Annotated in this window: 14 protein-coding genes; 7 read left to right on the forward strand and 7 right to left on the reverse strand. The window is 71.2% G+C overall.

The window, feature by feature from the left end; genetic code table 11:
- The first annotated feature begins 27 nt into the window (after positions 1-27).
- The 3 genes from AB0M67_RS07515 (at position 28) to AB0M67_RS07525 (ending at position 12,808) form a co-directional block, all read left to right on the forward strand.
- Positions 28-11,322, forward strand: coding sequence for a type I polyketide synthase (locus AB0M67_RS07515; RefSeq protein ID WP_365743639.1), 11,295 nt, complete (start codon positions 28-30; stop codon positions 11,320-11,322).
- 42 nt (positions 11,323-11,364) lie between these two features.
- On the forward strand, positions 11,365-12,123 hold the full coding sequence (locus AB0M67_RS07520; RefSeq protein ID WP_365743641.1) for an alpha/beta fold hydrolase: 759 nt from the start codon (positions 11,365-11,367) through the stop codon (positions 12,121-12,123).
- 175 nt (positions 12,124-12,298) lie between these two features.
- Entirely contained in the window at positions 12,299-12,808 is a 510-nt protein-coding gene (locus tag AB0M67_RS07525; protein ID WP_365743643.1) for a DinB family protein, read from the forward strand.
- Positions 12,809-12,975: 167 nt separating this feature from the next.
- Here AB0M67_RS07525 and AB0M67_RS07530 read toward each other — a convergent pair whose 3' ends face one another.
- Complete coding sequence (locus tag AB0M67_RS07530) at positions 12,976-14,589, reverse strand: IclR family transcriptional regulator C-terminal domain-containing protein (protein ID WP_365743645.1); 1,614 nt, start codon at positions 14,587-14,589, stop codon at positions 12,976-12,978.
- Positions 14,590-14,724: 135 nt separating this feature from the next.
- On the opposite strand from AB0M67_RS07530, the gene pcaD reads away from it, so the two are divergent.
- The gene (gene pcaD / locus AB0M67_RS07535) at positions 14,725-15,507 is read left to right on the forward strand and encodes a 3-oxoadipate enol-lactonase (RefSeq protein WP_365743647.1); all 783 of its coding nucleotides are present in this window, start codon (positions 14,725-14,727) and stop codon (positions 15,505-15,507) included.
- A gap of 260 nt (positions 15,508-15,767) precedes the next feature.
- On the opposite strand, the gene AB0M67_RS07540 is transcribed toward pcaD, so the two are convergent.
- Positions 15,768-16,127 (reverse strand): DUF6204 family protein, encoded by a 360-nt coding sequence (locus tag AB0M67_RS07540; protein ID WP_365743649.1) that lies wholly within the window; start codon positions 16,125-16,127, stop codon positions 15,768-15,770.
- Between the two features lie 185 nt (positions 16,128-16,312).
- Between AB0M67_RS07540 and map the strand changes: the two genes are divergently transcribed.
- On the forward strand, positions 16,313-17,095 hold the full coding sequence (gene map, locus AB0M67_RS07545) for a type I methionyl aminopeptidase (protein ID WP_365743651.1): 783 nt from the start codon (positions 16,313-16,315) through the stop codon (positions 17,093-17,095).
- 100 nt (positions 17,096-17,195) lie between these two features.
- Here the strand turns inward: map and AB0M67_RS07550 are convergent, their stop codons facing one another.
- The gene (locus AB0M67_RS07550) at positions 17,196-17,846 is read right to left on the reverse strand and encodes a DUF1707 domain-containing protein (protein WP_365743653.1); all 651 of its coding nucleotides are present in this window, start codon (positions 17,844-17,846) and stop codon (positions 17,196-17,198) included.
- A gap of 967 nt (positions 17,847-18,813) precedes the next feature.
- Here AB0M67_RS07550 and AB0M67_RS07555 point away from each other — a divergent pair.
- Both AB0M67_RS07555 and AB0M67_RS07560 read left to right on the forward strand, forming a co-directional pair.
- A complete protein-coding gene (locus AB0M67_RS07555) occupies positions 18,814-19,701 on the forward strand; it encodes a spherulation-specific family 4 protein (protein ID WP_365743655.1) in 888 nt (295 codons plus the stop codon).
- Between the two features lie 85 nt (positions 19,702-19,786).
- Positions 19,787-20,548 carry a hypothetical protein gene (locus AB0M67_RS07560; RefSeq protein WP_365743658.1) on the forward strand — a complete coding sequence of 254 codons (762 nt, stop codon included), beginning with the start codon at positions 19,787-19,789 and terminating at the stop codon, positions 20,546-20,548.
- Positions 20,549-20,675: 127 nt separating this feature from the next.
- Here AB0M67_RS07560 and AB0M67_RS07565 read toward each other — a convergent pair whose 3' ends face one another.
- The 4 genes from AB0M67_RS07565 to AB0M67_RS07580 form a co-directional block, all read right to left on the reverse strand.
- Positions 20,676-20,807 carry a hypothetical protein gene (locus AB0M67_RS07565; protein ID WP_365743660.1) on the reverse strand — a complete coding sequence of 44 codons (132 nt, stop codon included), beginning with the start codon at positions 20,805-20,807 and terminating at the stop codon, positions 20,676-20,678.
- An 80-nt stretch (positions 20,808-20,887) separates the two neighbouring features.
- Positions 20,888-21,838 carry an aldo/keto reductase gene (locus AB0M67_RS07570; protein WP_365743662.1) on the reverse strand — a complete coding sequence of 317 codons (951 nt, stop codon included), beginning with the start codon at positions 21,836-21,838 and terminating at the stop codon, positions 20,888-20,890.
- 228 nt (positions 21,839-22,066) lie between these two features.
- Positions 22,067-22,522: a helix-turn-helix transcriptional regulator gene (locus AB0M67_RS07575; RefSeq protein WP_365743664.1), complete on the reverse strand. Its 456-nt coding sequence runs from the start codon at positions 22,520-22,522 to the stop codon at positions 22,067-22,069.
- A gap of 204 nt (positions 22,523-22,726) precedes the next feature.
- Positions 22,727-22,975 (reverse strand): AAA family ATPase, encoded by a 249-nt coding sequence (locus tag AB0M67_RS07580; protein WP_365743666.1) that lies wholly within the window; start codon positions 22,973-22,975, stop codon positions 22,727-22,729.
- Between the last annotated feature and the right edge of the window lie 5 nt (positions 22,976-22,980).

The raw sequence follows: 22,980 nt of genomic DNA on the forward strand, positions 1-22,980 counted from the left end.
CTCGACGTTCCCTGGAGTAGAGACGGCATGGACAACGAGGACAAGCTCCGTTATTTCCTGAAGCGGGTCACCGCTGACCTGCGTGAGACACGTCGGCGGTTGCGCGAGGTCGAGGACGGTGAGCAGGAGCCGGTCGCGATCATCGGCATGAGCTGCCGCTACCCCGGCGACGTGCACTCCCCCGAGGACCTGTGGGAGCTGGTCGCGAACGGCCGCGACGGCGTGACGGCCTTCCCCACCGACCGGGGCTGGGGCGACGTCGAGTTGTCCGACCCCGAGGACCCCGACCGCGTGTTCCTCACCGAGGGCGGATTCCTGCACGACGCGGCCGAGTTCGACCCCGGCGTGTTCGGGATCTCGCCGCGCGAGGCCCTGGCGATGGACCCGCAGCAGCGGCTGCTGCTGGAGACGTCGTGGGAGGCGTTCGAGCGGGCCGGGATCGACGCGTCGTCGCTGCGCGGCAGCCGGACGGGCGTGTTCGCGGGTGTGATGTACCACGACTACGTGTCGCGGCTGCGGTCGGTGCCGGAGGGGCTGGACGGCTTCCTCGGCACCGGCAGCTTCGGCAGCGTCGCCTCCGGCCGGGTGTCGTACACGTTCGCGTTGGAGGGGCCGGCCGTCACGGTGGACACCGCCTGTTCGTCCTCCCTGGTCACGCTGCATCTGGCAGCGCAGGCGCTGCGGTCGGGCGAGTGCTCGCTCGCCCTCGCGGGCGGTGTCACCGTCATGGCGACCCCGAACACGTTCATCGGCTTCAGCAAGCAGCGCGGCCTCGCCGCGGACGGCCGGTGCAAGTCGTTCTCCGACAGCGCGGACGGCACCGGCTGGGGCGAGGGCGCCGGGATGCTGCTGCTGGAGCGGCTGTCCGACGCCCGGCGCAACGGCCATCAGGTGCTGGCGGTCGTGCGCGGTTCCGCGGTGAACCAGGACGGTGCGTCCAATGGTCTCACCGCGCCCAACGGCCCCTCCCAGCAGCGTGTGATCCGGCAGGCGCTGGACAGCGCGGGACTGACCCCGGCCCAGGTGGACGCGGTCGAGGCGCACGGCACCGGTACGACCCTGGGCGATCCGATCGAAGCGCAGGCGCTGCTGGCCACCTACGGCAAGGACCGTACCGGTGAGCCGCTGTGGCTCGGGTCGCTGAAGTCCAACATCGGCCACACCCAGGCCGCTTCGGGCGTCGCCGGCGTCATCAAGATGGTCATGGCGATGCGGCACGACGTGCTGCCGCGGACGCTGCATGTCGGCGAGCGTTCCCGGCATGTCGACTGGTCGGCGAGCGCCGTGGAACTGCTGACCGAGGCGCGGCCGTGGCCGGCGACGGGGCAGCCGCACAGGGCGGCGGTGTCGTCGTTCGGAATCAGCGGCACCAACGCCCATGTCGTCCTCGAACAGGCTCCGGCCGAGGACCCAGACGATGAGCTGCGCGAGCCCGTCGACCCCGTCCTGGCCGAGGCGGTGCCGTGGGTGCTGTCCGGCAACGACCCCGCCGCGCTGCGCGAGCGCGCCGCCGCCCTCCTGTCCCACGTGGACGGTCAGGACGTGCCGGCCGTGGACATCGGCTACTCGCTCGCCGTGAGCAGGACCGCGCTGGAGCACAGGGCCGCCGTCGTCGGCGCCGACCGCGCGGAGCTGCTGCGCGGGCTGGCGGCCCTGGCCGCAGGCGGCGAGGCGGCGAACCTGGTGCGCGGCATGGTGGGCACACGCGGCAAGCTCGCGTTCCTGTTCAGCGGACAGGGCAGCCAGCGGGTGGGCATGGGCCGCGAGCTGTACGGGGAGTTCCCCGTATTCGCGCACGCGCTGGACGAGATCTGCGCCGGCCTGGACCCGCACCTGGACCGGCCGCTGCGGGACGTGCTCTTCGCCGAGCAGGGCACCGAGGCCGCCGCCCTGCTCGATCTGACCACCTACACACAGCCCGCGCTGTTCGCGATCGAGGTGGCGCTGTTCCGTCTCGTCACGGCATGGGGCCTCGCCCCGCAGTTCCTCGCGGGCCACTCCATCGGGGAGCTGGCGGCGGCGCACGTGTCGGGTGTGTTCTCCCTCGCCGACGCGTGCGCGCTGGTCGCCGCCCGCGGCAGGCTGATGGGCGCGCTGCCCGAGGGCGGGGCGATGCTGTCGTTGCGCGCGGACGAGGACACCGTACGCGGCCTGGTCGCCGAGCACGGTGGCACGGTGGACATCGCGGCGGTCAACGGCCCCGAGTCCACGGTGATCGCGGGCGACGCCGACGCGGTGGCCGCGATCGACAACGCGTGGCGGGAACGCGGCGGGAAGACCCGGTATTTGCGGGTCAGCCACGCGTTCCACTCGCCGCACGTGGACGCCGTGCTTGACGACTTCCGCGCCGTCGCCCGAACCGTCTCGTACGGGACGCCGGCGATCCCGATCGTGTCCACCCTGACCGGCGCCGTGCTGGCCCCCGCGCAGGCGCGCGACCCCGAGCACTGGGTGCGCCACGTCCGCGAGGCGGTGCGGTTCCTCGACGGTGTGCGGTGCCTGCGCGATCAGGGCGTCACGAACTTCCTGGAGCTCGGCCCCGACGCGGTACTGACCGCGACGGGCCGCGACTGCGTCGACGAGGGCGCGCTGCTGGTGGCGGGCGCGCGCGCGAACCGGCCCGAGGGCGCCACGCTCACCTCGGCGGTCGCCGCACTGCATGTGCGGGGCGTCGCCCTCGACTGGCAGGCGGTGTTCGCGGGACGCGGGGCCCGGCGGATCGACCTGCCCACGTACCCGTTCCAGCGCACCAGCTTCTGGCTGGACGCGGGCGCGCATACGTGGGACGTGGCCTCGGTGGGTCTGCGGCCCGCCGACCATCCGCTGCTGGGCGCCGCCGTCACCCTGGCGGACGAGGAGGGCGCCCTGCTCACCGGCAGGCTGTCGCTGCCGACGCACCCATGGCTGGCCGACCACACTGTCGGGGGCGTGGTCCTCGTGCCGGGCGCCGCGTTCGTGGAGCTGGCGATCAGAGCGGGAGACCAGGTCGGGCTCGACCACGTCGAGGAGCTGACGCTCGCGGCGCCGCTGGTCCTGCCGGAGGACGGCGCGGTGCGGCTCCAGGTGTCCATCGGGGCGCCGGACGAGTCGGGGCGCCGCGCGCTGAGCGCCTATGCGCGGCCCGACGACGCGCCCGACGACCAGCCGTGGACGCGGCACGCCTTCGGCACGCTCGCGGTGGGTGAGGCGGCCCCGGCCACCGGTGGGGACGTCTGGCCGCCCGCGGGGGCCGAGCGCATCGACATCGAGGGCCGTTACGACGACCTCGCCGCGTCGGGACTCGGCTACGGGCCCGCGTTCCGTGGTCTGCGCGCCGCGTGGCGGCGGGGCGACGAGGTGTTCGTCGAGGTGGAACTGCCCGACAGTGACACCGCGGGCTCTTTCGGGATGCACCCCGCGCTGCTCGACTCCGCCCTGCACGCCATCGGGCTCGGCGGCTTCGTCGCCGACGCGGAGCGGCTGCACCTGCCGTACTCCTGGCGCGGGGTACGGCTGCACAGCAGCGGCGCGTCCGCGCTGCGGGGCCGGCTGTCCCCGGCGGGCGCCTCGGGCGTCACGATCGCCCTGACCGACGGCACCGGCGCCCCCGTCGCCTCGGTCGAGGCACTGTCCCTGCGGCCCCTGTCGGCGGACGGACTGGGCGGCGACCGGCTGGACTCGCTGTTCCGGGTCGACTGGTCGCCCGTACGGCCCGCCGCCTCGGCCCCCGCCCGCTGGGCGGTCCTGGGGGACGGGCTCGGTCGGACGGAGACCTCCGAGCCGGCCCGCACGTACCCGGACCTGGCCGCGCTGGTGGAGGACGAGGTGCCGGACCTCGTGTTCGCCCGCGTGCCCTCGGCCGACGGCCCGGCGGAGGCGACGCACCGGGCGCTGGCGCTGGTACGGAGCTGGCTCGCCGACGACCGGCTGGGCCCGGCGCGGCTGGTGTTCGTCACCACCGGCGCGGTGGCGGCGCGCCCCGACGAGGACGTCCCCGACCTGGCCAACGCGCCGGTGTGGGGTCTCGTGCGCGCGGCGCAGGCCGAGCACCCCGGCCGGTTCGTGCTCGTCGATGTCGACGGCTCGGCGGCCTCGGTCCACGCGCTGCCGAGCGCCGTCGCGACCGATGAGCCCCAACTCGCCGTACGGGCAGGCGAATTGTTCGTGCCGAGGCTTGTGCGTGCGCGTCCGGTGGAGTCGGAGGGGCCGGGCTTCGGTGTGGGTCCGGTGTTGGTGACCGGTGCGAGTGGGATGCTCGGTGGTTTGGTGGCGCGGCATTTGGTGGTGCGGCACGGGGTGCGGCGGCTGGTGCTGGCGAGCAGGCGTGGCCAAGTGGGTGAGCTGCACGATGAGTTGGTTGGCCTCGGTGCTGAGGTGACCGCCGTCGCCTGTGATGTGGCCGACCGGGAGGCGGTGGCCGCGCTGCTGGCCGAGCACCCCGTGACGGCCGTCGTGCACGCGGCGGGTGTGTTGGACGACGGTGTGATCGAGTCGCTCACCCCGGAGCGGATCGACACCGTGTTCCGGCCGAAGGCCGACGCCGCCCGGCATCTGCACGAGCTGACCCGCGATCTGGAGCTGTCGGCGTTCGTGCTGTTCTCCTCCGCCGCGGGCACGTTCGGCAACGCCGGCCAGGCCAACTACGCGGCGGCCAACGCGTTCCTCGACGCCCTCGCCCAGCACCGGCGCGCCGGCGGCCTGCCCGCGACATCGCTGGCCTGGGGCCTGTGGGCGGACGCGAGCGGCATGACCGACGAACTGGCCGCGACCGACCGGGGCCGCCTCTCGCGTGCCGGTGTCGCCGCGCTGTCCGCCGAGGAGGGGCTGCGCCTCTTCGACGCCGCCGTCGCGCTGCCGTCGGCCGTGGCCGTACCCATGCGGCTGGACCTGGCGCCGCTGCGGGCGCGCCCCGAGGCCGTCCCCGCGCTGCTGCGCGCGCTGGTGCGCACGGCGCGCCCCGAGGCCGCCAAGCCCGATGGGAGCCTGGCGGCGCGCGTATCGGCGCTCCCGGCGGACGAGCGCCTGCCGCTGCTGCTCGACCTCGTACGCACCTGCGTCGCCGCCGTACTCGGCCACGCGTCCGCCGCCGAGGTGGAACCGGAGCGGGCATTCGGGGAACTCGGGTTCGACTCGCTCACGGCGGTCGAGCTGCGCAACCGGCTCGACTCGGCCACCGGGCTGCGCCTGCCCGCGACGCTGGTCTTCGACTACCCGACGCCCCTGGTGCTCGCGGGCCATCTGCGCGCCACGCTGCTCGGCGACGACGCGCGGACGGCGACCACCCGCGCGGCCGTCGCCGAGGACGAGCCGATCGCGATCGTCGGCATGAGCTGTCGCTACCCCGGCGGAGTGCGCTCACCGGAGGACCTGTGGCGGCTGGTCGCCGATGGCCGTGACGCGGTGTCCGACTTCCCGGACGACCGGGGCTGGGACGTGGAGGCGCTCTACGACCCGGACCCCGAGCACACCGGCACCAGCAGCGTCCGTCGGGGCGGCTTCCTCTACGACGCCGCCGAGTTCGACCCGGCGTTCTTCGGCATGTCGCCGCGCGAGGCACTGGCGGTCGACCCGCAGCAGCGGCTGCTGCTCGAAACCTCGTGGGAGGCGCTGGAACGGGCCGGGATCGAGCCGAAGTCCTTGCGGGGCAGCGCGACCGGCGTGTTCGCGGGAGTGATGTACAACGACTACGCCGCCCGGCTCCGGCGCGCTCCGGAGGGCTTCGAGGGCCAGCTCGGGTTCGGCAGCTCGGGCAGCGTCGCCTCCGGCCGCGTGTCCTACGTACTCGGTCTCGAAGGCCCCGCGATGACCGTGGACACGGCGTGCTCGTCGTCGCTCGTCGCGCTGCATCTGGCGGCGCAGGCGCTGCGCTCCGGTGAGTGCTCGCTGGCGCTGGCGGGTGGTGTGACGGTGATGTCCAGCCCGGCGGCCTTCGTGGAGTTCAGCAGGCAGCGTGGGCTGGCCCCGGACGGCCGCTGCAAGGCGTTCTCCGCCGACGCGGACGGCACCGGCTGGGGCGAAGGGGTCGGCATGCTGGTGGTGGAGCGGTTGTCGGACGCGCGCCGCAACGGTCACCAGGTGCTGGCGGTGGTGCGGGGTTCGGCGATCAACCAGGACGGCGCGTCGAACGGGCTGACGGCGCCGAACGGCCCGTCGCAGCAGCGGGTCATCCGTCAGGCTCTGGCGAGCGCGGGCCTGGCACCGTCCGAGGTGGACGCGGTGGAGGCGCATGGCACCGGTACGACGCTGGGTGACCCGATCGAGGCGCAGGCGCTGCTGGCCACCTACGGCCAGGAGCGTGCCGGTGAGCCGCTGTGGCTCGGGTCGCTGAAGTCGAACGTCGGCCACACGCAGGCCGCTGCCGGCGTCGCGGGTGTGATCAAGATGGTGATGGCGATGCGGCACGGCGTGCTTCCGCGGACGCTGCACGTCTCCGAACGCTCCCCGCACGTGGACTGGTCCGCGGGCGCGGTCGACGTGCTGACGGAGGCCCGGCCCTGGACGGTGGTGGGCCGGCCGCGCCGGGCGGGCGTCTCGTCGTTCGGTGTGAGCGGGACGAACGCGCACACCATCATCGAGCAGGCCCCGGAAGCCGAGGAGCCCACTTTCGCCGACGCGTCCGCGCCGGTCGACGGCGTCGTGCCGTGGGTGCTGTCCGCGCGTCACGCGGAGGCGTTACGGGATCAGGCGATCCGGCTGCGGGAACACCTCACGGGTGAGCCGGGGGCCGGGGTGGTGGACGTCGCCCACTCGTTGGCGACGACGCGATCGGCATTCGACCACCGGGCCGTTGTCATCGGCGACGACCGCGAGACACTGCTGGACGGGCTCACCGCTCTGGCTGAGGGGCGCGCTTTCCCCGGCCTGGTCGAAGGGTCCGTCGCCGTGGGCGGTGTGGGTTTCCTGTTCTCGGGTCAGGGTTCGCAGCGGCTCGGGATGGGCCGTGAACTGGCCGCCAGGTTCGGGGTGTTCGCCGAGGTCCTGGACGCTGTGCTGGGTGAGTTCGACCCGGTGGTACGCGAGGTCCTGTTCGGCGAGGACGCCGACGCGCTCAACGAGACCGGCGTGACGCAGCCGGCGCTGTTCGCGGTCGAGGTCGCGCTGTTTCGCCTGTTGGAGTCGTGGGGTGTGCGGCCCGACGTGTTGGCGGGTCATTCGATCGGTGAGCTGGCGGCGGCGCATGTGTCCGGTGTGTGGTCGCTTGCTGATGCTGCCAAGGTGGTGTCGGCTCGTGCCGGGTTGATGCAGGCGCTGCCCGAGGGTGGTGCGATGGTGGCGGTCCGGGCGTCCGAGGCCGAGGTCGCGCCGGACCTGCCGGAGACGGTGGGGATCGCGGCGGTCAATGGCCCGAACTCGGTGGTTGTTTCCGGTGTTGCTGCCGATGTGGACGTGTTGGCGGAGCTGTGGCGTGAGGCGGGTCGGAAGGTGACCAGGCTCCGCGTCAGCCACGCGTTCCACTCGCCGCTGATGGAGCCGATGCTGGATGAGTTCCGCCGGGTGCTGGAAGGCGTGTCCTACGAGGCGCCCACGATCCCGATCGTGTCCACACTGACCGGTGCGCGGGCGACGGCCGAGGAGTTGGCCTCGCCGGAGTACTGGGTGCGGCACGTACGGGAGTCGGTGCGGTTCGCCGACGCCGTCGGCACGCTGGTGGCCGAGGGCGTGCCGACGTTCGTCGAGATCGGACCGGGCGGGACGCTGACCGCGCTGGGCCAGGAGTCCGCGCCCGACGCGGTCTTCGTGCCGGCGCTGCGCGGCGATCGCCCGGAGGAGACCGCGCTGATCTCCGCCGTGGCGCGGCTGGGCACACGGGGCATACGGGTGGACTGGACGAAGCTGCTCCCCGGCGGGCGCCCGGTCCAACTCCCCACGTACGCCTTCCAACGCAAGCGCTACTGGCTGGACGCGCCGCGTGATCCGCGTAGCGGCGAAGCGGCCGGTGATCTCGGCCTGGCAGGCGCGGACCACCCGCTGCTCGGCGCCGCCGTGGACCTCGCCGACGGGCAGGGCCTCGTATGCACCGGCAGACTGGGCACGGACACCCACCCATGGCTCGCCGACCACGCCGTCTCGCGGGCGACCCTCCTGCCCGGCACGGCCTTCGTGGAACTCGCGCTCGCCGCCGGCGGCAGGCTCGGTCTCGACGAGGTGGACGAACTGACGCTGGCAGCACCGCTGGTGCTGCCCGAGCGCGGCGGGGTACGACTGCGGGTGACGGTCGGCGGCGACGACGGCTCCGGCCGCCAGGCGCTGAGTATCGACTCCTGCCCGGACGACCCGGTCGCCGACACCGACTGGACCCGGCACGCCACCGGCTTCCTCACCACCGGAGCCCCCGTCCACCCTGCCGCGATCACGCAATGGCCGCCCGCCGGAGCCGAATCCATCGACATCGACGGTCTCTACGACGGGCTGGCGGAGGCCGGGTTCGGATACGGGCCCGCCTTCCAGGGCCTCAGAGCGGCGTGGCGCGGCGAGGGCGCCGTGTACGCCGAGATCGAGTTGGACGAGGCCCAGCACCGGGACGCCACGTCGTTCGGGGTCCACCCGGCGCTGCTCGATGCCGCGCTGCACGCCTGCACGCTCGGCGACCTCGTCGAGGACGCCGGTCGCCCCCGGCTGCCGTTCTCCTGGAGCGGGGTCCGATGGCACGCGACCGGTGCCACCACGGCGCGGGTACGGCTCACGCAGGCCGGGCCCGACGCCGTCTCCCTTGAGCTGACCGACGTACAGGGAAACCCCCTGGCGACGGTCGCATCCCTGGTCCTGCGGCCGATCGCCGCGGACCAATGGGGTGCGCGCCACCGCGATTCACTGTTCCGGTTGGAGTGGGTGGCCGCACAGACCCGTGCGGCCACCCCCGCTCCTTCCCGCGGTTGCGCTGTTATCGGCCCCGACGACCTGAAGGTCGGCGCGGGCCTCGCCGCGGCGGGCATGACCGTAGAGGAATACGGCGACCTCGCGGCCCTCGCCGAGGCCGGGGTGCCCGAGATGGTCGTCGTGCCGTGCGTCGAGGACGGCTCGGGGCCGGTCTCCGCCGCCCGCGCCGCCGCCCTCCGCGTGCTGCGGCTGGCCCAGGAGTGGCTGGCCGACGACCGGTTCCTCGACTCCCGCCTCGTCTTCGTCACCCGCTGGGCCGTCGCGACCGAGCCGGACGAGGACGTGCCCAATGTCGCCAACGCGACGGTGTGGGGCCTGATCCGGTCGGCACAGTCCGAGAACCCCGACCGGTTCGTGCTGGTCGACGTGGACGTGCACGACGCGTCCTGGGCGGCGCTGCCCGCCGTACTCGCCGGTGCCGAGCCGCAGGTGGCGGTGCGCGCCGGTGACCCGCTGGTGCCGCGCATCGCACCGTCCCGACCCTCCGCGGCGGAGTCCCCGATCGAGTTCGCGCCCGGCGGCACCGTCCTGGTGACCGGCGCCACCGGCACGCTGGGCGGCCTCGTCACCCGGCACCTCGTGACCGGCCACGGCGTCCGGCATCTGCTGCTGGCCAGCCGCAGCGGCGCCACCGCGCCCGGCGCCGCCGACCTCCGCGCGGAACTCGCCGGCCTCGGCGCGCACGTCACGCTCGCCGCCTGCGATGTCACCGACCCCGGTGCGCTGGCGGAACTCCTGGCCGGGGTGGACCCCGACCACCCGCTGACCGGTGTGGTGCACTCGGCGGGAGTACTGGACGACGGTGTGATCGGCTCGCTGACACCTGAACGCATCGACAAGGTGTTCCGGCCGAAGGTCGACGCGGCCTGGCACCTGCACGAGCTGACCCGCCGGCTGAATCTGTCGGCCTTCGTGCTGTTCTCCTCCGCCGCGGGCACGTTCGGCAACCCCGGCCAGGGCAACTACGCCGCGGCCAACACATTCCTCGACGCACTCGCCCACCACCGCAGGGCAGCCGGTCTGCCCGCGACGTCGCTGGCGTGGGGCCTGTGGGACACGACCGGCGCGATGACCGACGGACTGGCGGGGACCGACGTGGCGCGGATGTCCCGCTCCGGTGTCACCGGCCTGACCGAGGAGCAGGGCCTCGCGCTGTTCGACCTCGGGTGCGCGGCGGATGACACGGTCGTGGTGCCGATGCGGCTCGACGTCGGCGCCTTGCGCGGCGCGCCCGACGACGTGCCCGCCCTCCTGCGCGGCCTCGTGCGTCCGCGGGCCACCAGGGCGGCCGGCGCGGGTGGCACGGGCGAGGAGCGGCTGGCGCGACGGCTGGCCGGTCTGACGGAGGAGGAGCAGGACCGGGAAGTGCTCCGGGTCGTCCGGGACCAGGCGGCGGCCGTGCTCGGCTACTCGTCGGACGAACTCGACGTCTCCGGCTCCCTGACCCAGCTCGGCCTGGACTCCCTGACCGCGCTGGAACTGCGCAACCGGCTCGCGAGCGCGACCGGACTGCGCCTGCCCACCACCGTCGTGTTCGACCAGCCGACGGGCCCGGCGCTCGCCGGGTACCTGCGGCGCGAACTCGCCTCGGGGACCGTGGTCGCCCCCGCCGCACCCACCGCCTTGGCGGCCGAGGACACGTTCACCGGCCTGTTCCGGCAGTCCTGTGATCTCGGGCTGTACGAGGAGGGGTGGCACATGGTGACCGCGGCCGCCCGGGTGCGGCCGGTGTTCACGGCACCGGACGAGGTGCCCGCACTGCCGTCGGTCACGCTGGCGACCGGACCGGGCACCCCGCTGCTGTGCTTCCCGCCGACGATGGCACCCTCCGGCCCGCACTACTTCGCCTGGTTCGCCCCGGTGTTCGAGGGTGAGCGGGACGTGACCGTGCTGCCCCACCCCGGTTTCGCGGCGGGCGAGGCGCTGCCCGCGACCAGGGAGGCGGTCGTCCGTTTCCAGGCCGAGGCCGTCAGGAGACAGGCGGGCGACCGGCCGTTCGTGCTCCTCGGCTATTCATCGGGCGGGTGGCTGGCCAACGCCGTCGCCGCGCTGCTCGAAGAACAGGGCAGCGCACCGGCGGCGGTGGTGCTGCTCGACACCCACACCGCGACGACCTCGTTCGAGGACCGGCTGGAGGTGGCGCTGAGGGAACGCCTCTCCAGCAGCAAGGCGTTCGAGCTGATGAACGGCGCGCAGCTGACCGGGCAGGGCGGCTACGTGCCCGTGTTCAGCGACTGGGAGCCCGAACCGGTCGAGGCGCCGACGCTGTACGTGCACGCCACCTTCCCGCCGGGGGAGTCGGCGGCACTGGAGACCGAGGACGACTGGGAGCCCGAGTGGCCGCTCCCGCACGAGGACGCGTACGTCCCCGGCGACCACTTCACCATCATGGAGGACCACTCCGAGTCCACGGCGCTCGCCGTGCGCGCCTGGCTGGGCGACGGCCCGGACGACACCACCCTCTGAACACTCTGAGCACGACAACGACAGCAGAACGGACGAATCGACATGACAGTTGCCGATGGCAACGACCTCTGGCTCCGCCGGTTCCACCCCGCGTCGGCCGCTCCGGTCCGGCTGGTGTGCTTCCCGCACGCGGGCGGATCGGCGAGCTTCTACTTCCCCGTCTCGGCCGCGCTCGCGAGCGACAGTGATGTGGTGGCCCTCCAGTATCCCGGCCGCCAGGACAGGCGGACCGAGCCGAGCGTGGACGACATCGGTGTGCTGGCGGACCGGATCGCGCCCGTGGTGGCGCCGCTGTTCGACCGGCCCGTGGTGTTCTTCGGGCACAGCATGGGCGCGGTCGTCGCGTTCGAGGTCGCGCGCAGGCTTGAGGCTGGTGGCCGGACGCCCGCGATGCTGTTCGCCTCCGGCAGACGCGCACCGTCGACACGGCGCGTGGAGACCGTCCACCAGCGGGACGACGACGGGCTGGTGGCCGAGATGAAGGCTCTGAGCGGCACCGACGCCCAGGTGCTCGGTGACGAGGAACTGCTGCGGATGGTGCTGCCCGCCATCCGCAGCGACTACCGGGCCATCGAGACGTACGGTCCCGTGGAGGCGACCGTCGACTGCCCGATCACCGCCCTGGTGGGCGACGACGACCCGAAGGCGACGCCCTCGGAAGCCGACGCGTGGCGCGCCCACACGACGGCCGCGTTCCACATCCAGGTGTTCCGCGGGGGCCACTTCTACCTCAGCTCGCGCGCGGTGGAGGTGATCGGGGTGGTGCGCGAGGCACTGCGCAGCGCCGTAGCCGTCGGCTAGGACCTGGACACAGGGACGGGTGGGCTGGACGAAGGAGGTCGTCCAGCCCACCCGAGGAAGAGCTGCCGTTACGAGAAGGCGGGGCACGAGCCGGACCGGACGGCCCTCGTCCACGGGCGGGCGACGGCAGGTGGATACTTGCCCTGAACGCGGGCACGGATGAGGAGCACGGCCGATGAGCGGCGACAAGCGCAGAGGACCGCCAAGCATGGGTGGCGAGCGCGAGACGTTGCGGGCTTTCCTCGACTACCACCGGGCGACCCTCGCCATGAAGTGCGAAGGGCTGACCGACGAGGAACTGCGACAGCGTTCGATGCCGCCGTCGACGCTGTCGTTGCTCGGCCTGGTGCGGCACATGGCGGAGGTGGAGCGCGCGTGGTTCCGTCGGGTGTTCGAGGACCACGACGCGCCCATGGTCTGGTCCGACACGATCGACTTCCAGGCGGCGTACGACGCGAGCGCGTCGACCGGGGCCGAGGCGTTCGCGGCCTGGGAGGCCGAGGTGGAGAACTCGCGCCGCGTCGAGCGGGAGGCCGAATCCCTGGATCTGGTTGGGCATCAGCCGAGGTGGAGCGAGGAGGTATCGCTGCGCATGGTGATGGTGCACGTGCTTCTGGAGTACGGCCGCCACAACGGGCACGCGGACTTCCTGCGCGAGGGTGTCGACGGGACCGTGGGTGCCTGAGCCCGACCTGACGTAATCTCTGGGCCGCCGGCCGACTGGAGCGTGCCCGACCGGACGTCAGCGCCCGGGCGCGGCATCGCGCGGCCAGTGAACGGGGACTTCGGACTTACTCGTCCAGGGCACTGGGCGTCGTACAGCCCGTAGTCACCGCAATGGCGGGAGGACTTCTAAGGCGTGGTGACGGCCTGGTGGCGGCCGACGATCCGGACATCGCTTTCGATGGCTGCCGCCGTCGCACGCAGTGGCGGGAGCAGGCGGGCGAGGGCCTGAGCCGATGGCTCGGGGCTGGTGTGGCTGGAGACGTTGACGGCCGCGACGACCTGTCCGGTGAGGTCGCGGACCGGGACGGCGATCGAGCGCAGCCCCTCCTCCAGTTCGTCTTCCACGAAGGCGTGGCCCTGATGTTCCACGATGGAGAGGATCTCCAGGAGTTGCCGGTGCGACGTGACGGTCCTGTTGGTCAGCGCGACCGGTTTGGTCCGCCGAAGGAGAGCAGCCCGCTCCTCGCTGGGCAGCCCGGCCAGCAGAACGCGGCCCATGGAGGCGGCATAGGCCGGAAAGCGGGTGCCGACGGTGATGTTGACGCTCATGATCCGTACGGTCGGCACCCGGGCGATGTAACGGATATCGGTGTTCGCGAGGACGCTCATCGACGCCGACTCGTGAACCTGACCCACCAGCGTGGCCAGATGCGGCTCGGCGATCTGCGACAGGGTTCGCTGTGACAGCGCCGCGTAGCCGAGATCGAGGACTCGGGGCGTGGGGCGGAAGAGGCGTCCGTCGGCGGCATAGCCGAGGTGCTCCAGTGTCATCAGCGATCGGCGAGCCGTGGCGCGGGGCAGGCCGGTCGCCTGGGCGACGGCGGTGAGCGTGAGACCGTCGGGCGAGCCTCCGAGGGCGGTCAGCACCGCGAGGCCGCGCGCCAGCGACCGCACCGGAGTGGCTTCCGGTCGCCCGACGGATTCGGGTTCGGCGGGTGGTGTTGGCGTGGCGAGCACATCGCGCATGCGCGCGACGGTGTCCCGCAGCGCGGGCAGCACGGTGGCGGCGAGTGTGCCGGCGGTGTGGCGGCTGGTGTGGCTGACGACGCTGATCGCGGCGGCCGTGGTCCCGTCCGGGGCGTTCAGGGGCGCGGCGATGGCGATGAGCGCGGGTTCGATGAGCTGATCGTCCACGGCGAATCCGGCCGCGCGGGCCGTGGCGACGCGGTCGGGGAAGGACGCTGCCGCCGAGCCGCCGTCGGCCGGGATATGGCGGAACCCGACACCGTTCGGGTCGGCGGTACGGCGATGGCGCCAGGCGTCCCATTCCCGTTCGGTCCAGCCGGCGGCGAACAGCGCCCCCGGCGCGCCGCGCTCGGCGGGGAGGAGGTCCCCGATCCGGAACGTGAGGGACATCGCGCGCCGCCGCGTGGCCTGGTGGACGAAGCGCACGCCGTCGAGGTCGGGGACGGAGATGGAGACCGACTCGTCGATGGTGTCGGCCAGCCGGTCGGCCAACGGACCGAGCAGGTCGGGGAGGCGGCAGAACGTCAAGTAGGCGTTGCCGAACTCCATCGCCCGGGGGGCGAGTACGGCCTCGTGCCCGTCCAACCGGACGTGTCCGGTGGCCTCCAGAGTCGCGAGGATCCGGTCCACGGTGCTGCGGGCGAGTCCGGTCGCGCGTGCCAGGTCCCCGGCTCGCTGCTGGTCACCGGAGGACAATGAGCGCAGTACGGCGAGGCCCCGGATGAGCGGACCCACAGCCTCCGGGGGCGGGACGGCAGTCGAAGGGGAGGTCATGCGGTGCTCCAACGTGCGAGACATGCGTGAAGAGCCATGACGAACAGTGGGCGTTGACAGTACACGCCGTCCAGGTACACACTCTGGCCCGGATAATAGCGAACTAAAGTTCGCTGGACGAACCCGAGGTGCCGAGTGGACAAGGCCGGGCTCCACCACCGCGTGGATGGGCAGTCGGACGCGCCCCCGCTGATTCTCGGCCCGTCGCTGGGGACGTCTCTGCGCGTCTGGGACGCGCAGGTCACGGAGTTGGCCCGGCGTCACCGCGTGATCCGCTACGACCTGCCCGGCCACGGCGCGTCCAAAGCCGAACTGGTCGGGCCCGGCGCATCCGTCAGTGACCTCGCCGCGCTCGTGCTCGACCTCGCCGACCGGCTCGGCATCGCCACATTCGCCTACGCGGGGGTCTCGCTGGGCGGAGCCATCGGCACATGGCTCGCCATCCACCACCCCGAACGAGTCGCCTCGCTGGGCGTGGTCTGTTCGTCCGCGCGCTTCGGGGAACCGGCCGGCTGGCGGGACCGGGCCGCGCTCGTCCGTACCGATGGCATGAGGCCCCTGGCGGAGCAGGCGAGGGACCGCTGGTTCACGGCCGCCTTCCGGGACGACCCGGCCGCCATCGCCCTCGTCGGAGACCTGCTCGCGGCCGATCCCGCCGGATATGCCGCCTGCTGCGACGCGCTCGCGGACTTCGACCTGCGCGGGGACCTGCCCGGCGTCGGCTGCCCAACCCTCGTCGTCGCGGGCCGCGACGACCCCGCCACCCCGCCCGCCCACGCCAGGGAACTCGCCGACGGCATCCCCGGCGCCACGCTCATCGAGATCCCCCGCGCCGCCCACCTGGCGAACGTCGAGCGGCCCGGCCCCGTCCTGGCCGCCCTCCTCGGCAACCTCACCGGCCCGGACAAGGAAACCTGATACCCGAGCACACCGGCGTCGCGATCACCGGCGGCGGCCCCGCCGGCCTGCTGCCGGCTCGTGGACATCCAGCCCCAGTGCCTCGGCCAGATCCACCCGGCGCAATCGACGGCCGGATGGAGTCCTTGGCTTGGAGCTTGGGATATCGGGGCCCGCGATCCGGGGGGGGGCGTCAGTGCCGCCCGCTTGCCGTGATGGTCAGCGGGGCCAGAACCTGCGTACCTGCTCGACGGCGCGGCGAGGAGAGTGCGGCGGCGGGATCAGGCGTTCTTCTGGGCCGCGGCGCGGCGCTGCCGTTTGCCCAGCGGTGCCTGGGAGAGGTCTTCGGCCTGGGACCTGAGATTCTTGTAGCCGTAGCCCCGCTCGGTCAGCCACATCCTCGCCGCCTCTTCGGCGCGTTCGGACGCCTCCAGGATGTCCTCCTCTTCCTCCCCGGAATCGAGGAAACGGAAGGTGAAGGCGGCGCGCGCTGCGAGGTCGTAACTGAGATGTCCCTCGGGTGTGAACGCCGCGCGCAGGACGTCGTGCTCCGCGGCGCGTGCCAGGAGTTCGGTCCGCTGATCGGTGCTGAGCCCCTCGAAGACACCACGGACCGTGATACGGAAGGTATGAGTACTCATTCCACGACACTAACCAGCGAGATCGGCGGACTCCGCCGTGTTTCCGGCGGAAACAAGGCGGTGCCCACTGGCGCTGTCCCCGTTCCGATCTCTGCGGGAGCGAGCGGCACCCCGACCATGACTCCGATTCTTATACCGGTATAGTATGGCCGGTATAGTTATTGGTTCCCTGAGAAGAGCGCGGCATGATCGAGATCCTCAACGCCACCCTACTGACCCGAGCAAAGGACACAGGCGCCCTGGTCGCTGACATCCTGCAGACGCTGAAGAGCCGGAGCGCGATCGGCACGAACCTTCTGGACATCGACCGGTGGGCCCAGGCCATGATCGTCGAGGCGGGGGCGCAGTCCTGTTACGTCGACTACGAGCCGTCTTTCGGGCGCGGCCCGTTCGGTTACTACATCTGCACGGCCGTCAACGACGCCGTGCTCCACGGACGGCCATACGACTACACACTTGCCGACGGCGATCTGCTGACACTCGACCTCGCCGTCTCCAAAGGCGGAGTCGCCGCGGACGCCGCCATCAGCTTCATCGTGGGCGACGCGGAGCCCCCGGAGAGCGTCGCGATGATCCGCGCGACCGAACGCGCGCTGGCCGCGGGGATCGCCGCGGCCCGGCCCGGGGCTCGCATCGGTGACATCTCCCATGCCATCGGCACGGTCCTGAGCGAGGCGGGGTACCCGATCAACACCGAGTTCGGAGGTCATGGCATCGGATCAACGATGCACCAGGACCCGCACGTGTCGAACACCGGACGGCCTGGCCGTGGATACAAACTGCGCCCTGGGCTGCTGCTGGCACTGGAGCCATGGGTCATGGCGGACACCGCCGTACTCGTCACCGACGCCGACGGTTGGACGCTCCGAAGTGCGACAGGCTGCCGGACAGCGCACAGTGAGCACACCATCGCCATCACCACTGATGGAGCCGAGATCCTCACCTTGCCCAAGCACGCGCGGCGGTGAGGTCGGAGTCCCCGTGACCCGGGTACGGGATGGGTCTCCCACTCCGTACCCCGGGGCCGTGCTTCTCTTCCGTGAGGCTGATGACTTCGACTGAGCGGAATCAACCGGCGGGGGGAGAGGCGGGCTTGCGCAGCAGCCACTGTCCGAACGTCCGACGTGGAGGCCGCACCACGACGCGGCCAAAGCTCTTCTTGCCGACGAGTTCCACTCGCAGCGTGATCGGCGTACCAGGATCCGGAGCCTGACGGAACGTGAACGCGCTGTGTTCCAGTGTCAGGGCATCGGCATCGACCACGATGCCCGGCTTTGTGACCAGCGTCAGGGTCTTTCCGCGCATGTCCACGTCGATCCGAAGAGTGTCCTGCGTGATCACCGCCTGAGTGAAGTCGAGCGTCACGTCGCACCACTCCGCCGCGAGCTCCATCCTCCGCGGCACCACCCAGTGCCCCACACGATTGACCGCGCTGAACCTCTGGTCGATCCGGAGTACATCCTTCACCTCCGCTACGGCCGTGCCGGCCGAGGTCGATACAGGCGGCAGGTCGGCGGTGAGCGGGGCCAGTTCGCTGACGGTCCGCGCCGACAGGGCGGCCTCCAGTCGCTCGTCCAACTCGGCCGCGGTCAACCGACCGTCCCCGGCCGCGACACGCAGCACGTCCACCACCCGGTCGCGGTCCGCGTGTGAGGCCCGCAACTCGGGCGGCGAACCGGGGCCGGAGCGCTTCCCGGTGGGCGAGATCTCTCCCGACATGCTTCCGTCCTGGTCCTGTTGACGTCTTCGTGCGACGCGGCGAGCGGTGCGACTGAAAGACTAACGCTATATCGCGATATGAGTCCCGGCCAAGCCCGATAGCCGGATCGCGGACCGGTGCGCCTCCGCTTCCCGCATGACCCTTGACGTGTCGCCTATCGAGGTCGCCGAGCTGCGCCGTCACTCGATCCGAGACGGGCCTCGGACCCGTATCAACGGTTCTTCCGCGCGTATGCCACGGCATGCGCGGGCCTGTGGCAGACGTGGACAAGGGGAGTGCGCCAGACCAGCGACGAACCTCGGACTCACGTCACTAGGGATATTCCCTGGTCCGTTCGGAGAGTGAGCAGGAGGTCGACAACGGCCGTGCTCGGTCCGGCTGATCTCCTGGCCCCCTTATGACGCCTGACAGGTGTTCCTCCGTGGAACCCAACAGCACTGCCGACAGTGGTACGCAGAAGTTGCGATCCCAACCCCGGACATGGCAGGCGTGCCAACGATCAACCGGAGTGCGCATTGTCGAATTGTCGCGCTCAGTCATCGATATCGGGAAGGGATGTGACGGTACGTCATCGTCGGCCTTGTGAGCCGGAAATGCAGCTCCTAGAGTATGCGGAAGCGCTTCCGATCTCCCTGCCGTGGGCGGTGGGAGGGCTTCTTGTACGCGCGAACCTTCCGAAGTCGTTTTCCGCAGAAGGAGGTTGTCAGACGTGCAGATCAAGTGCACAACCTGGTTATTGCCGTGCGCCGCGCCACCGCCCCCCAACATCTCACGCGGTGTCCCGCGAGGCGCGGGCTGAGCCCCGAGACTCTGTAGCCCTCAGTGTGTTCCCACTCCCCACACCGGACCCGTCAAATGAACCTGTGACGAGCCGGTCCGTACCTGGACGACGGTCGATCGTGCCCGCCACGGACACACCACCGACCATCCGGTATCCCCCCACCCCCCCCACGAAAGAGGTTCACCATGACGTCGCGTTCCAGGCGCTCCCTGATGTACGCGGTGTTCGCCGCCGCCGGAGCTCTCACCCTGTACGCGGTTCCGGCCGTCGCGGCTCCGGAGGCGCCTACGGGCAGTACTACTCGGGCGGGCTCACAGAAGATCTCTGTACCCGCATACTTCTACCCCGGCCCGCTGTGGGACCGGCTCACCCAGGCCGGCACAGGGGTGGGGCTGGCGGTCGCCAACCCGTACAACGGCCCCGGCGGGGGTGACGACCAGTACACCGCCGCCATCAAGAAGGCTGACGCCGCCGGCATCTCCGTCATCGGCTATGTGGCGACCGGCTATTTCGGCACCACCGGCGTGACCACGCGGTCCGGCTCCACGGACCCGGACGAGTGGATGCGGCAGATCAAGGCCGATGTCGACGTCTGGTACCAGCTGTACGGCGGCGCGGGACTCGGCGGCATCTTCTTCGACGAGGGCATGGCACGGTGCGGTTCCGAAAACACCGACGTCGGCCGGTACATCGAGCTGAGGAACTACGTCGAGAGCCGCTATGGCGACAACGCGGTGGTCGTTGACAACCCGGGGACCGGTGTCGAGGAGTGTTACACCGAGGCCGCCGACACCCTGGTCACCTTCGAGGGCGACGAGAACTCCTACCGCGGTCACCAGCCGCAGGCCTGGGAGAGCAGCGCGTCCCCCGACAAGGTCTGGCACCTCGTCTATGACGTCCCGGACGAGGGCCGGATGCGTGAGGTCATGGAACTCTCACGGCAGCGCAATGCCGGGCATGTCTATATCACCCCGGACACCCTGGCCGACGAGAATCCCTGGGACACTCTGCCTCCGGACGCGTACTGGAACGCCGAGATCGACCTTGCGGGTGGCAGTGCGGCCCGGCGCTGATCTCCGCTCCCTCTCCGCCGCCGAGTCCCGGTCCTAACAGTTCATGAGCCATTCCACGTCATCCCCACATGATGGGAAGAACCCAATGAAACTCTCCATACGAACTGCCGCCTACACGCTGTTGCCCGCCCTCACCGCATCGGCCGCGCTGATGACCCTGGGCGGCCCCGCGCAAGCCGTCGAGATGTGTGGTCAGTACGACAGGGCCACGGTCGGCGCGTACACGGTCCAGAACAACGCCTGGAACCAACAGGGCGAGCAGTGCGTCAGCCCCACCGGTTCCGGCTTCGAGCTGACGAAGGCCGAGGGCGAGGTCCCCACCAACGGTGCCCCCAAGTCCTATCCGTCCATCTTCAACGGCTGCCACTACACGGCGTGCTCGCCGGGTACCAAGCTGCCCGCACGGATCAGCTCCATCAGCAGCGCCCCGACCAGTGTGTCCTACGGTTACACCGCTGACGGGATCTACAACGCGTCCTACGACATCTGGCTCGACCCCGAGCCCAAGACGGACGGTGTGTCCCAGGTCGAGATCATGATCTGGGCCAACAAGGTCGGTCCCATCCAGCCCATCGGCTCCGATACGGGCACCACCGTGACGATAGCGGGCACGGCCTGGCAGGTGTGGGAGGGCAGCAACGGTCAGAACAGGGTCATCTCCTTCGTGGCCCCGTCCGCCCGCGCCGACCTCAGCTTTGACGTCAAGGAGTTCGTCGCCCACGCCAACAGCCGCGGCTTCGGTGACTCCTCGTGGTACCTCACGAGCGTCCAGGCGGGCTTCGAACCATGGAAAGGTGGAGCCGGCCTCAAGGTCAACTCCTTCTCCTCCGAGGTGAACACGGGCTGATCCGTCCGTCGGCGCCGACCCGCTGACACAAGGAAATGGGCGGGCCGTGAGGATGCGTGAACCGGTGACGGCTACGCGTCCTCACGGCCCGTCGCCCGATTCCGCGGGCCGGGAACAGCCCGCCGGGTCACTTGACGGACCCGGCCATCACCCCCTGCACGAAGTGCCGCTGGAAGGCGAAGAAGACCACGAGCTGATCGACGCCCACCGGCCGCGCCTGTCGTAGGGCGTCGGCACGAGCGGGAAACCGGCCGGCCACCGCTCCCACTCCCAGGTGAGCACGTCGGCCCTGTGCGGCGCGGTTGCACCAGGGCCGACGGGGGCGTCGTCGGCCGTTGTCTACGGCAGTGCGGCGCCGCGTGCGGTGATCCAGAGCTCGTACCACTCCTCGTGGGTGAGATCGGGGTCCCGCCGCGCCGCGTCGCCGCACGCGCGGACGCGCTCGGGCCGGGCGCTGCCGACGACCGGTGCGATGCGGGCCGGATGCCTCTGCAGCCACCACAGCAGAATCGTTTCCGGTGTCGTGCCCTTCGACTCGGCGAGTGCGGCGACATGCCGCGCGGTCGCCTGCTCCACGGGGGTCTCCTGCAGGCCGGTGAAGCGGCCCCGCGCGAGGGCGCCCCAGGCCTGGAGACGGATTCCGTTGGCCCGGCAGTGCTCCAACGTCCCGTGAGGGAAGCCGACGGACGCCGCCTCCGCCGTGTTCACCAGTACACCGCCCTCCAGCCAGTCCCTGCGGTGCAGGCTCATCTCCAACTGGTTCGCCACCAGGGGAAAGTCCAGGTACGACTGAAGCAGCGAGATCTGCGCTGCACTCATATTGGACACGCCGAACGCGCGGACCAGCTTCTGCCGGTGCAGCGAGTTCAGCGCGCGGGCCACGTCCTCGGGATCGGCCAGCGGGTCCGGCCGGTGCAGCAGCAGTACATCGATGACGTCCGTGCGCAGGCGGCGAAGGCTCTCCTCGACCCGGGCGACGATCGTCTCACCCCGCAGGTCGTACATGCCCGGCCGGTCGTCGTCGGCCAGTCGGATTCCGCACTTGGTCTGCAGCACGATGCGCTCGCGCAGCCCGGGTGCCCGTGCGAGAACCTCACCGATCACCGCCTCCGACTTCCCGTGACGGTAGATGTCGGCGAGGTCGAACACCGTGATCCCGCTGTCGAGTGCCGCCTCGACCGCGGCCTCCGCCTCGGCGATGTCCGCCGCGCCGTACGGTGTGGTGTCCCAGCCTCCGCCGAGCCCCATGCACCCGTACAACAGCCGCTCGTTGCCCAGATCCTGGGCCATGTCCGCATTCGTCGTCACAGGCGGTCAGCCTTCCACAGGCGGGCACGTCGGCCAAACGATTTCGTGGCCCGCTCGGAATGGCATCCGCGCGGTGATCTGCGGATATGAGCTCGTGCGTGGGGCGCGGCGTATCGGAAACACTCGGCGAGACTGATCAGTTCGTGCCGCGCCGCGGCTACGGGACTGCCGGCCGTTCACGGGCGCGTCCTCGTCTTCTGGGGATGGCCCTCAAAGGCGGGAGTCTTCTGCTCGAAGTGGGGGACAGGAGCAGGAGGATCCCGCACCTGATGCCGCCCGGGCGCCGGGGGTCCCCAGAGGGCCGTTTTGCTGCACGATGTTCCGGAGCTGGCGGCGCCCGGAGAGGGACAGCTTCTGGTAGACGTGGCTGAGGTGGTACTCAACCGTCTTGCTGCTGATGAACAGCCAGGCGGCGATCTCCCTGTTGGTGAGTCCACGGCCGATGAGCAGGGAAATGTCATGCTCGCGGTCGGTCAGCTCCAAGAGAGGAAGTCCGGCCGCGTGGTGGCTGCCGGAGGGCCGGCCCGCGAAGTCGTCGCGGTAGCGCGTGAGGAATGGCCGGGCCGCCAGCGCCGCGAAGAGGTCGCGGGCCTGGGTGAAGCGTGCGGCTGCTCGGTGGTGCTCCCCCGACCGGGCCAGCAACCTGCCGTGGCTGTGCGCGAGCATCGCCCGGTGCAGAGGCGGGTGGTCGGAGGAGGCGGGAAGCCGAGGCCCTCTTCGAACAGTCACGAGCTCGCCTGCCTTTTCCACGCGCCTGCGACAGCCGACCCGAGAGCCACATCACGGCCGTGCGGAGCGAGGGAGCGTCCTTGCCCAGCGCCGCCAGGTGGGCCAAGGCCGCATCGGCGCCCTCCAGGTCACCGCCGGCGATCAAAGCTGCCGGATCACACCGAATGCCAGGTCCTCCTCGGACGGGTCGCAGGCGGCTCGGAGCACGGGGAGGTTCTCAGGCGTGAGCCCTGCCAGCCAGCGGCTCACGAGTGCGCTCTTCCCGATACCCGCTGCCCCTTGGACAAGCACACTCGACGCCTTGCCGGACCGTGCTGTTCGCAGGCACTGATCCATACGCTCCAGCTCAGCGGTACGTCCCACGAATGCGATGTCGCCGACGGCGGTCATCACCG

The sequence above is a fragment of the Streptomyces sp. NPDC051662 genome, from assembly GCF_040681655.1.
Classification (GTDB): Bacteria; Actinomycetota; Actinomycetes; order Streptomycetales; family Streptomycetaceae; genus Streptomyces.